Origin of the sequence: Longimicrobium sp. (assembly GCF_036388275.1) — a bacterium.
Taxonomy (GTDB): Bacteria; Gemmatimonadota; Gemmatimonadetes; order Longimicrobiales; family Longimicrobiaceae; genus Longimicrobium.
In genome coordinates, this window is sequence record NZ_DASVSF010000091.1 from 40,804 (window position 1) to 52,526 (window position 11,723).

The 11,723-nt window shown below is 69.9% G+C and carries 7 protein-coding genes; 5 read left to right on the top strand and 2 right to left on the bottom strand.

From position 1 onward, the window contains the following. Positions 1-200: 200 nt before the first annotated feature. Positions 201-1,448, bottom strand: a complete 1,248-nt coding sequence (locus VF632_RS19025; RefSeq protein ID WP_331024516.1) for a DUF1343 domain-containing protein — start codon at positions 1,446-1,448, stop codon at positions 201-203. A 176-nt stretch (positions 1,449-1,624) separates the two neighbouring features. Between VF632_RS19025 and VF632_RS19030 the strand changes: the two genes are divergently transcribed. Further along, positions 1,625-4,333, top strand: a complete 2,709-nt coding sequence (locus VF632_RS19030) for a DUF5916 domain-containing protein (protein WP_331024517.1) — start codon at positions 1,625-1,627, stop codon at positions 4,331-4,333. Positions 4,334-4,408: 75 nt separating this feature from the next. Here VF632_RS19030 and VF632_RS19035 read toward each other — a convergent pair whose 3' ends face one another. After that, the gene (locus VF632_RS19035) at positions 4,409-5,641 is read right to left on the bottom strand and encodes a GAF domain-containing sensor histidine kinase (RefSeq protein ID WP_331024518.1); all 1,233 of its coding nucleotides are present in this window, start codon (positions 5,639-5,641) and stop codon (positions 4,409-4,411) included. Positions 5,642-5,954: 313 nt separating this feature from the next. Between VF632_RS19035 and VF632_RS19040 the strand changes: the two genes are divergently transcribed. The 4 genes from VF632_RS19040 to VF632_RS19055 all read left to right on the top strand — a co-directional run bounded on the left by VF632_RS19040 (position 5,955) and on the right by VF632_RS19055 (position 11,622). After that, a complete protein-coding gene (locus tag VF632_RS19040) occupies positions 5,955-6,413 on the top strand; it encodes a hypothetical protein (protein WP_331024519.1) in 459 nt (152 codons plus the stop codon). 452 nt (positions 6,414-6,865) lie between these two features. Then, complete coding sequence (locus VF632_RS19045; protein WP_331024520.1) at positions 6,866-8,956, top strand: hypothetical protein; 2,091 nt, start codon at positions 6,866-6,868, stop codon at positions 8,954-8,956. A 77-nt stretch (positions 8,957-9,033) separates the two neighbouring features. Next, positions 9,034-9,597: a YtpR family tRNA-binding protein gene (ytpR, locus tag VF632_RS19050; protein ID WP_331024521.1), complete on the top strand. Its 564-nt coding sequence runs from the start codon at positions 9,034-9,036 to the stop codon at positions 9,595-9,597. An 834-nt stretch (positions 9,598-10,431) separates the two neighbouring features. Continuing rightward, entirely contained in the window at positions 10,432-11,622 is a 1,191-nt protein-coding gene (locus VF632_RS19055; protein ID WP_331024522.1) for an OmpA family protein, read from the top strand. Positions 11,623-11,723: the final 101 nt, after the last annotated feature.

Here is an 11,723-nt window from a genome sequence, read left to right on the forward strand (position 1 = left end):
CGCGAACGCCGTGCGAATGCCCTCCAGGATGCCTGACCTGTCGCATCCGCTAAGTGAAACGAAGCTTGCGGATCACGGCTACGATGCCGATCGGACTTCAACTGCCAGCCCGCCGCACTTCTGCGAGATTGCTCAATCGATCAGGTGAAGGCCAGCTACGGGAGAGCTGCCGGCTCTCCTGGTTGTCGAGCCCCGGGAGACTACGGGTAGAGCAGGTACGGCTTGCGGGCCGCGCGGAACTCCTCGGCCTCGCGGTCCCACTCGTCCAGCAGGGGGAGGAGCCGGCCTCCTTCGATGGCGAGCCTCACCTTGTCGGAGCCGGTGAGGCGGTCGATGGTCCGCGTCCACGCGAAGTCGGCGGGGTGCTGGCGGCGGATCTCGTCGATGAGCAGGAGCGCCGTGCGCACGGGGCGGTACGCCTGCCGGTCGGTGACGACGAAGCGGATCCCGGGGATGGCCTGGCCCGGGAACTTCCGCGCCGTGGGCTCCATCGGCAGCGTGACCGCCTCGAAGCGGATCCCCGGGAGCTGCTTCGCGTTCATGATGGCCGCGACCCGCGGGGCGTCGAGCCACGAGGCCCCTACCTGCTCGAAGGGGCGGTCCGTACCCCGCCCCTCGGCGACGCTCGTGCCCTCGAAGTACACCGTTCCGGGGTAGCTCGTCAGCGCGGCGAGGGAGCGCAGGTTGGGAGACGGGTTCACCCAGGGGAGCCCGGTCTCGTCCTGCCATTGCGAGCGCCGCCAGTTCGCCACCCGCGCCACGATGAGGTTCGCGCCGATCCCGTACTTCTCGTTGAAGAGGGTCGCGAGCTCGCCCACCGTCATCCCGTGGCGCGCCGGGATCGGGTACATCCCCACGAACGACGCGAACCGGGGGTCGAGCAGGGCGCCTTCTACGATCTCGCCCCCGATGGGATTGGGCCGGTCGAGCACCACGAACGGGATCCCCTTCGCCTTCGCGGCCTGCATGGCGAGCGCCATGGTGGAGACGTACGTCCAGGTGCGCCCGCCCACCTCCTGAAGGTCGTACACCAGCACGTCCACATCCTTCAGCATCGCCGGGGTGGGGGCGCGGTCCTCGGACAGATACAGGGAGTAGACCGGCACGCCCGTCTTCGGATCGACCTCGTCCTGGATGTGCTCCCCGTCCATGACGTTCCCCCGGATGCCGTGCTCGGGAGCCAGGAGAGCCACCAGCGTCAGCTCCGGGTGCTGCGCGATCAGGTCGATGTCCGGCGTCCGCGCCCGGTCGATCCCGGTGTGGTTGGTGATGAGCCCCACGCGCTTCCCCCGCACCGCCGCCGGCAGGTCTGCCAGGAAGGTCTCGATGCCGGGGCGAACCCCCGCTGCCGCGGCGGGGGAGGTGGCGACCGCCGCCCCCGGGTGCTCTGCCGGAGCAGGAGCCTGGCAGGCGGCGAGCAGCAGGAGGGCGGGAGCGAAGGCTTTCATCGGCTCTCGGGGCGGCGGGGGAAAGATGGCTAACAATACGACTCCCCCGCCCCGCCGAAACCCCCCGCACCGCAGGCCCTCGGTTGCGATGGATTCCAGCCGGACCCATACTCCCGGCGCGGCTGAACCCGCGGCCCTTCCTCCGCCCGCCTGGACGTCCCGAATCCCCCGCTGCCATGCATGCTGGAACCCTCGCGGCCGTCGCGTTCCTCTTCTCCGCGCCGCTCGTGGGACAGGCCCCGGCGCCCGGGTCGCAGAACGATCCCCGCCCCGCCGTCCGGGCGGCCGCCCGGAGTTCCGCGATCGTCATCGACGGGCGGCTCGACGACGCCGCGTGGATGGCGGCGGAGGTGGCGGGCGACTTCCGCCAGCAGCAGCCGGACGAGGGAGCGGCGCCCACCGAGCGCACGGAGATCCGCCTGCTGTACGACGCGAGCGCGGTGTACATCGGCGCCCGGATGTTCGACTCCGGAGGGCCGTCGGGGGTGCGCAAGCTGCTGGTGCGGCGCGACCAGCTGCTCAACGACAACGCCTCCGACAAGATCGCGGTGGTGCTCGATCCCTACCGCGACCGCCAGACGAGCGTCTGGTTCGAGCTGAATCCGCTGGGCGTAAAGGGCGACCGGCTGAACTCGGATGCCTCCTTCGATCCCGTCTGGGAGGGTGCGTCGCGCGTCGATTCGCTCGGGTGGACCGCCGAGTTCAAGATTCCCCTCTCCCAACTCCGCTTTCCGCGCGATTCGCTGCAGAGCTGGGGATTGCAGGTGTGGCGGACGCTGGCGCGGCGCAACGAGTCGAGCATGTGGGCCTTCTGGCGGAGGAACGAGCCGGGCGGTCCCGGATACTTCGGCACGGTGACCGGTCTGGCCCTGGCCGCGCAGCCGCGGCGCCTGGAGCTGCTGCCGTACCTGGTGCAGAAGGGCACCTTCGCGGAGCCGCCCGCCGGCAACCCGTTCCGCAGCCGGCGGGAGCTGGGCACGCGCGCCGGCGGGGACCTCAGCTACAGCCTGAGCTCCAGCTTTGCGCTGGATGCCACGGTGAATCCCGACTTCGGGCAGGTCGAGGTGGACCCCGCCGTGGTGAACCTTTCGGCTTTCGAGACGACCTTCCAGGAGAAGCGGCCCTTCTTCGTGACGAACGCCGGGGGATTCTCGTTCGGGGGGGTGAGCTGCTACCTCTGCAGCAACGCGTCGGGCCTCAACCTGTTCTACACGCGCCGGATCGGACGGGCGCCGCAGCTCGCCGGCCTCGTGCAGCCGGGGAACTACGCCGACTTCGCGGACGCGGCCACCATCCTGGGGGCCGCAAAGATCACGGGCCGCACGAAGGGCGGGCTCTCCGTCGCCGTGCTCGAGGCGCTCACGGACGGAGTCACGGCGCGCTACGTTCCCCAGGCCACGCCGACGGATGAACCGGCGAGCCGCGAGATCGAGCCCATGACCAACTACCTGGTGGGCCGTGTGCGGCAGGACCTGCGAAACGGCGACACGCGGATCGGCTTCATCACCACGATGACCCGCCGGTTCATGAGCGACCCGGCGCTGACCAGCCGGCTCCACCACCGGGCCGAGGCCGCCGGCGCCGACGTCCAGCACTACTGGGGTGGGCGCGGCTACTCATTCACGGGACAGGTGGCCTTCTCGAACGTGGCCGGAGACAGCGGCGCGCTCCGGCGCACCCAGCGCACCAGCGCCCACTACTTTCAGCGGCCTGACCGGAAGGCCACCAGCGACGGGCTGTTCGACATCCGCTACGATCCCGCCCGCACGTCGCTGCGCGGCTACGGGATGTACGCCCGGATCGCCAAGGAGAGCGGGAACTGGCGCTGGGAAACCGCGCAGAACTGGCGGAGCCCGGGCTTCGAGGTGAACGACCTGGCCGCGCTCACCCGCACCGACTTCCGGTGGATGCAGGCCAGCGTCCAGCGGAGCTGGACGAACCCCACCCGCTGGTACCGGGGGGCGTCGTTGACCGTCTCCGCGCAGCAGCAGCTCAACTACGACGGCGACCGCACCGACCTGCAGGGGGGGATCCTGGGGGAGATCACCTTCCGCAACTACGTCCAGGCACGAGGCCTGGTGATCACCCACCCGCCGACGTACGACCCGTACCGCACCCGCGGCGGGGTGATCGTCCGCAGCGCGGGATACCACCTCTTCTCGTCGACCCTGAACGGTGACACCCGCAAGCGGGTGAGCTGGACGGTGGGCGGGCAGGGTGGCCCCAACATCGCCGACAACGGCGGGTTCGTCACGGGGAACGCCAGCCTGGTGCTCAAGCCGGCCGAGAACATACGCATCAGCCTGGGCCCGTCGTACCTGTGGGACGTGGACCCGCGGGCCTTCGTCACCAACGTCGCGGACTCCACGGCGAGGCAGTTCGGCGGGGTCCGGAGCGTGTTCGCGCGGCTGGAACAGCACAACCTGTCCATGAACGCGCGCATCAACGCGACCTTCACCCCCAACCTGACGCTGGAGCTGTTCGCCCAGCCGCTCCTCGCGAGCGGCAACTACAGCGACCTGAACGAGTACCGGGCACCGCGCACCACCGACGCGCTGGTCTACGGGCGGGACGTGGGAACGATGAGCGAGGCCCGCGACACCACGGGCCGGGTCACGCGGTACCTCGTGGACCCCGACGGCACCGGCCCCGCGGCGGGGTTCGAGGTCGCCAACCCCAACTTCAACTTCCGGTCGCTGCGCGGGACCGCGGTGGTACGGTGGGAGTATCGTCCGGGCTCGACGCTCTTCTTCGTGTGGACGCAGCAGCGCTCCGGCTCGGACGCATTCGGCGATTTCGATTTCAGCCGCGAGCGCTCCGCGCTCTTCCGTGACCGGCCGGTGAACGTCTTCCAGGTGAAAGCCAGCTACTGGCTCGGCAGGTAAGGGGCGGAGCGAAGCATCTGCTTACAACTTCGTCCGGGACTTGCGGATCGACTGACCCCCGGGCCACGCGCCGGACTATGCCGCCGCGAGCGGCAGGGTGAAGAAGAAGGTGCTGCCCTCGCCCGGCGTGCTTTCCACGGCGATCCCGCCGCCGTGCGCGGCCACGATGCCGTGCGCGATGGTCAGCCCCAGCCCGGTGCCCTGGCGGCCCGCCCGCCGCGCCTGCCAGAACTGCTCGAACACGTGCCGAAGCTGCTCGGGCGAAATGCCCTGGCCCGTGTCGGCGACGGAAAACACCGCGTTCCCATCCTCCACCCGCAGCCCCAGGGTGATGCAGCCGCCCGCGGCGGTGAACCTCACCGCGTTGCCCGCCAGGTTCCCCAGCACCTGCAGCACCCGGTCGGGGTCGGCGCGTAGCTGGGCGCCATTCCCCGCATCGCTGAAGGCGAAGCGGATCCCCTTTTCCTCCACGATGGGCCTCAGCACCTCGCAGGCGCCGCGCAGGATGTCGGAGGCGTGGACGGCCCGCGGCTCCATCGACAGGTGCCCGGCCGCGATGCTCGCCGCATCCAGCAGGTCGCCGATCATGCGGTCCATCTGCTGGGCGGCGCGCCTCACGATGGCCAGCTGCCGGCGCACCGGCACGGGGCCGTCGTCCGCGGGAAGTGCGTCCAGCAGGAACTGCGCGCTGAGCTGAATGGTGTGCACCGGGTTGCGCAGGTCGTGCGACACGATGGCCAGCACCTCGTCGCGCATCCCCACGGTGTGCTGCAGCTCCACCTCCACCCGGGCCCGCTCGGCCAGGTCCATCCGCAGCTCGATCTCGGTGCTCACCGACGCCGCCAGGTCGGTAAGGTTCAGCACGTCGTCGTCTGTCCAGTGGCGCACCACGTAGTCCATCACGCACAGCGTTCCGATGGCGTGCCCATCGGCCGTGAGCAGCGGGATGCCGGCGTACGCGGTGACCCCGAACTGCGCGATGGCGGGGTTCTGGCCCACGATGGGGTGCTCGCGCGTGTCGGGAACGATCAGCGGTTTTCCGAGCACGACGGTGTGCTTGCAGAACGAGAACTCCAGCGGCGTGGCGCGCTCGGTGGCCAGGGGTTCCGGCATGCCCGCGCAGCTCATGTAGAACTGCCGGTCGCTGTCCACCAGCGTCACCGTGGCCAACGGCGCGTTCAGCAGCCGGCTGGCCAGCCTCGTCAGCCGGTCGAACGCCGCGTCGGTGGGCGCGTCCAGCAGCCCGGTGGCCCGCAGGCGCGCGAGCCGTTCGGGGCTCTGGACGATGTCAACTACGGTAGTGCTCATGTCGCCCGGCGTTCGTGCGCGCGAAAGGACCGCCGTCCGTGCGGTGCCCCATCCATCCGTACGACGAGATGCGGAGGAGCGGATTCCCTTGCGGCGTAAGCTCCGTGCCAGGAGCAACTTTGGCGCCGGGCACCCAGCGCGCCGAAGTCCTCGCCCAAGCCGACTTCGCTCGAGAGCCTTGCGTACGCGAACGTTTGACGTAAGCTATTCGCAACGATACTTTCGGGACGATACGTTCGCCTTCCCCCCCCCATTTCGTTTATCGGCGTGGGGCGCACAGGTGATGGATACTCGATTCGTAAGGCCGGATACCATGAAATCGGTACGCGTGTTTGTGCTGCTCCTTGCCACGACGCTCGCTTCCGGGTGCGAGTTGATCGACCGGTTGGCCGGCGAGTACGACGGGAAAAGGCCCGCGAAAGAAAACGTCGTGAGCGAAGCCGTGATCATCCGGTCCTTTCAGCGTGACCCCGCTGGCACTGCGGAAGCGGGACGGCTGCGGCGGATTTACCTGGATCGCGTTCGCTACCTGGACGCCCGCGCCTTTCATGATGTGAACCGGATCATCCTGGGAGAAACCGGTGATTTGACTGCCTTCATCGAGTCACTGAACCTTGCCGTCGGTGACACCGTCGTAGTCTCGACGGACTACCAGGGCGTCTACCACGGGGGCGCGGCGACGGGCGTGGTGCCGAACTGGCCGGGAGACCGCTACATCGATTACCCGGTCGCCGTTCACCGGTTGGTCGAGATCAGGCGCAAGACGCCGTAGGACCAGACGGACTCTGTGTTTACGTTGCTCCCGGCCGCATCCGCGGCGGGAGCACGTGGCGCTGGTTCCCCGACGGGGCTTGTGGCGTGAGACAGGGGGCACACACCAGGCTCGGGCGCGGTGCGTCCAGTGCCGGGGCCGCGGCGGCGCCCTGTCATGGATGCAGAGGCCGCGGCTCGCTTACACGTCCGCCGCACCCGCTGCACCCGCTGCACCCGCCGCGGCTGAGCGCGGCCAACTGAAAACCGAGGGCCTCATCCATCCCGTCGACGGGATACGGGGGAGCGGATTCCCTGCGGCGTAAGCTCCGTGCCAGGAGCAACTTTGGCGCGGGGCACCCGGAGCGCGCATATTGTGGGAAACATCCGCCTTTCTTACATTTCACGCTCACCCCGCACATGCTCCCGCGCCGTAAATCCGCGCTGATCGACCGCTTTCCGGACGTGCATCCCATGAAGATCGCTCCCTACACCCTGGTTGCGGCTGCCCTCCTGGCGCTCACCGCCTGCGAGCCGCCTACGGCGTCCAAGCCCAATCCGTCGTCCGCCGTGGACGTGGTCCTCGGCGGCACCGCGGGCGAGATGGTGGTTGTGGCAGCCTCCGATGGAGCTCTCCAGGCGCAGTGCACCGTCGATCTCCAGGCGACCGCGAAGGGGTCGGCGGGGCGCGCCGCCCGGTGGGGGGAGGGCCGGATCATCTGGTACTACGGCATGGACCGCTCGGTGGTCCGCGACACCGCGCCGGTTCCCGCCCAGGAGGTCATCACGGCTTGGGCCGTCAACAGCATCGGCGCCGGCGCCACCCAGAACTCGCGGTGGACGCTCCGGGCCGACGCGCCCTTCAAGGCCACCATGGAGATGGACTACGCGGAGGAAGGGGGCGACGGCAGCGGCACCGCGAGCTACACCTTCACGTGCGGGCCCACGCCGCCCGCCGGGGGCGCACCGGCGCCCGTGGTGCGAAACGTCCAGGTTTCTTCGGAGGCGGGTGGAGACTCGATGGCCCTTCCTGGCCGGGTGATCACCATCCGCTACGAGGCGCAGGGCGAATGGGGCGTGTGGGAGAGCGGCGTGCTGATTACCGGCGCGTTCAACGCCCAGGTTCCCGTGCGGAACGCAGTCACGGCGGGCGGCGGCGGAACGGTGACGGGGACCGTGCAGGTGCTGGTGCCCGCCGAGGCCGCCGTGGGCCAGCCCATCCAGGTGCAGGGATACGCCGTCGACCCGTTCCTGCAGCGTGGAGTGGCGGCGCCGCCCCGCCCCATGCGCGTGACCAGCAACGTGCAGCCCATGGTGCTGTCGGCCTATTTCAAGACCTCTCCCGTGTACCAGGGACAGACGCACCGGCTGGTCGGGCGCTTCGCGGAAGGCGACACCATGCAGCTGTCGATTCAGACGCTGCACTCCCTGGGACCGGGATGGGTGGTGTTCGCCCTGGGTGGAGGGGTGAACGCCCGTGACTCGGTGGCGGTTCCGTTCAGCGCCGGCGCGCTGGACGTAAAGCTCCCGGTTCGAGCGGGGTGGGCGGGTGCCTCCACCCTGTCGGTGCAGGTGCGGAACAACGAGGGAATGTACAGCATCCCGGTGACCGCGCCCGCCGACAGCTTCGGCATCTATCGCGGGCGCACCGCCCCGGTCCGCTCCGCCACGGTGGCCACCCCCGCGGGTGACATGGCGCTGGACCACGCGCGCGGCCTGCTGTACCTGGCCATGCCCCACACGGGCCGGGTGCAGGTGGTGTCGCTTGCGACCCTGTCGGCGACTTCCCGCGCGGTCACCAGCACATCCGGCGGAATGGGGCTGGACCTGACGCGTGGGGGCGACACGCTGATCGTGGCGCTGGGGGCGGAGAGGGCCTTGGCCGTGCTGGACCTTTCCCGTCCCGAAGCCGCGCCGGTGAAGGTTCCCCTGGCGGTGGACGGGGTGGAGATGATTCCCATGCAGGTGCGGGTGGCGGCGAACGGAAAGGTGCTGGTGATGGGCGAGATCGTGAGCACGGCGCAGCGCCGCGTCGTGGAAATGTCGAGCTCCGGAACCGGCCAGCGCCTGCGGGCAGACGCGGAGCAGGCGGGGGCGTACTTCCTGGTGCACCGCTCGGCGGACCACGGACGTCTTTTCTTCGAAAGTCACGATCACCACTGCGCGACGGTGTACGATTCCGACACGGACCGCTTCGGAACCTGCCGCCCGCTCGTAAACGAGGGCACGTGGTCGTCGACGCCCTCCGGAAGCCGCTTCGCCTCCGGGTACGACGTGCACGACGCCGCCGGCGGAAGAGTCCGCACGTTTCCGCTGGTCACCGGCGCCCCGATCCGGTACACGACCGGCCTCACTCCCGACGGATCGCACCTGTACGCCTCGGCGGCGGGCGGACTGGTGAAGCTCAGGGTGTCCGACGGAGCCTATATCGAGCGCCTGGCGCTTCCGACGGTGGTGGATGGGCGCATCCTGTTCACCGGCGGGGGGCGATACCTGGTGGCGGTGCACGCCCGTGTGGGCTACTGGACGGAAGCCACCGAGATCCACGTGGTGGATCTGCAGTAAGGGCGGCCTCCCGCCGGAGCGCGCGAGGCGGTAGGTTGGGGCGGTCAAAATCCCCCCAACCGCTGGATGGAGCGCACGTGAACGTCAGCCAGAACCTGTTGAGCTCCCGCGTCCCCAACCTGCCCGCCGACCCGGAGGAGGTCGCTGCCCTGCTGCGCGGCGCCGGCTTCGAAGTGTCGCGCGTGGTGCCGCTGGCGGAGCTGCTGCGCCCCGTGGTGGTGGCGCACGTGGAGTCCGTCACCCAGCACCCCAGCGCCGACCGGCTGAAGGTGTGCGTGGTGAACGACGGCACCGAGCAGAGGCTGCAGATCGTCACCGGCGCGAACAACGTGGCGGCGGGCGCGTACTACCCCGTCATCCGCAGCGGCGTACGGCTGCCCAACGGCACCAAGATCAAGCGCGGCAAGCTGCGCGGCGAGGTTTCGGAGGGCATGCTGGGCTCTGCCGATGAGCTGGAGCTGGGCACCGACCACGCGGGATTGATGACGCTGCAGGGCGAGCCCGCGCCCGGCACGCCGCTGCCGGATGTGATCGACACGCCGGGCGTGGTGTTCGTGATCGACGGCAGCCCGGAGCTGGACGAGATCGTCCGCGCGCTGGGCGGCGAGGCCCCGGAACGCGCGCCGGATCCGACCGAGTAGCGTAGGCGAGCCAGGGCGCGGCGGCGGTCAATGCAGGCCGAGGCCTCGGCTGCCGTGGGGCCCTCACCCCGCCGCGCTGCCACGCGTGCGACCCTCTCCCGCAAGCGGGAGAGGGTGTACACACTAGGCCGAGCGTGCTGTATCCGATTCCGACATAGCGAAGAGGCCTGTCATCCTGAGGCCCAGGCGCACCGCGCCGGCCCGCAGCACATCCGCCGCGGTCCGAAGGATCTGGCCGCGGACACGACGAACTTGGGCGCGGTAGCGGTCACCGTAGCCGAGGCCTCGGCTGCCGTGGGGGGCCCTCACCCCCCCGCGCTGACACGCGTGCGACCCTCTCCCGCAAGCGGGAGAGGGTTTATACATCCGGCTCAGGCGTGCTGTACTCCATGCCGACGTCGCGAAGAGGCCTGTCATCCTGAGGCCCAGGCGCGCCGCACTTACCCGCAGCACACCCTGCGCGGGCCGAAGGATCCAGCCGCGGACACGTACAAGGTAGGGCGCGGCAGCGGTGATGGATGCCTTGGCCGCGACTCCTTCACACGTCCGCTGCACCCGCCGCGGCGGAGCGTGGTGATCAAACACGGAGGGCGCGGAGATCGGCTGATCTCCGCGCCCTCACCTCATGCAGGCACCACAGCCTCCCCCGCTCGTGAGTTGGACGAGAGTGGCGGGGATCGCGATGGGTGCTCGGCCCGCGCGGCTGTGAAGATGAGCAGAACTGCTCACGCTGGTACGCCTGGCATCCGGTAGCATTGTGGCAGCCCGGCGCGGACGGATTTCCCGCGTGCCGCAAGCTCACAGGACCGGAACGACATCCATCCAGGAGAACCCATGAACCATCGGTTTCGGGCGGCCATCTTCGCCCTCGTAGCGCTCGGGGCCGTGCTCCCCGTAGATCAGGCCCACGCGCAGCTCGGGCGACTTCGCGACCGCGTGCGGCAGGGTGCAGACCAGGTGCGCGGAGCGATTGGCGGAGGCGAGCAGGCCGCGCCCGCACCCGCGCAGGGCCAGGAAGCCGGCGCCGGCCAGGCGGATGCACCGGCCGAGCCGGGTGCGCCCGTGGCGTTCGTCAACTTCGACTTCGTGCCGGGCGAGCGGGTGCTCTTCGCCGAAGACTTCACCCGCGACAACGTGGGCGATTTCCCCCGCAGGCTGGAGCTGCTGGAGGGCAACGGCGAAGTGGCCGAGGTGGGCGGGCGCCGCTACCTGCGCGCCGCGGAGGACCTGAAGTTCGCCATTCCGCTGACCGAGGCGCTGCCCGAGCGGTTCACGCTGGAGATCGAGTACATGGCCGCTGAGGCCAGCCTGGCCGAGATCTACCTGGCCGAGGGCGAGCACGGCTACGACCGCGACGGAAAGGCGCGCGCCACCTTTCACGTGGGCACCAACTTCCGCACGGTGGCGGGGCTGAACACGCAGGACAGCCGCTCCACCCAGGGCGGGTTCCAGGGCTACCAGCCCAACGTGCCCTTCTTCGTGCGGCTGATGGGCGACGGGCGCTACACCAAGATGTACGTGCTGGGCACGCGCGTGGCCAACGCGCCCAACTTCGACGTGGGACGCGGCCGGCAGATCGTGGTGAACATCCCCGGCAGCGGGGTGGCGGGCAACGAGGGCGCGTACATCGCCAGCATTCGCGTGGCGGCCGGCGGGCGCGACCTGTACGACGCGCTGTCGGCGGACGGGCGCGTGGCGGTGCAGGGCATCCTGTTCGACACGGGCAGCGACCGCATTCGCCCGGAGAGCGCACCGGTGCTGCAGCGCATCGGCAACATGCTTCGCGGCCACGCCGACCTGCGCCTGAAGGTGGAGGGGCATACCGACGACGTGGGCGCCGACGACGCCAACCTGTCGCTTTCCACCCGCCGCGCCGCCGCGGTGCGGCAGTACCTGGTGGAGCGCTTCGGCATCGACGCGGCGCGCCTGGAAAGCCAGGGCCTGGGCGAGACAAAGCCGGCCGCGCCCAACACCACCCCCGAGGGGCGCCAGCAGAACCGCCGCGTAGAATTGGTGCGGCTGTAGATGAGACGAGGCGCGGGCGACCCTCGCCCGCGCTACTCCACTAATCCCCGCCGTCCGCCCCGCTCCCGGGGCGGACGGGTATCCATAGAGGCGAGATTCCC

Coding starts and splice junctions, on each gene's coding strand:
- VF632_RS19025 (WP_331024516.1), bottom strand. CDS start 1,448: ATGAAAGCCTTCGCTCCCGCCCTCCTGCTGCTCGCCGCCTGCCAGGCT.
- VF632_RS19030 (WP_331024517.1), top strand. CDS start 1,625: ATGCATGCTGGAACCCTCGCGGCCGTCGCGTTCCTCTTCTCCGCGCCG.
- VF632_RS19035 (WP_331024518.1), bottom strand. CDS start 5,641: ATGAGCACTACCGTAGTTGACATCGTCCAGAGCCCCGAACGGCTCGCG.
- VF632_RS19040 (WP_331024519.1), top strand. CDS start 5,955: ATGAAATCGGTACGCGTGTTTGTGCTGCTCCTTGCCACGACGCTCGCT.
- VF632_RS19045 (WP_331024520.1), top strand. CDS start 6,866: ATGAAGATCGCTCCCTACACCCTGGTTGCGGCTGCCCTCCTGGCGCTC.
- VF632_RS19055 (WP_331024522.1), top strand. CDS start 10,432: ATGAACCATCGGTTTCGGGCGGCCATCTTCGCCCTCGTAGCGCTCGGG.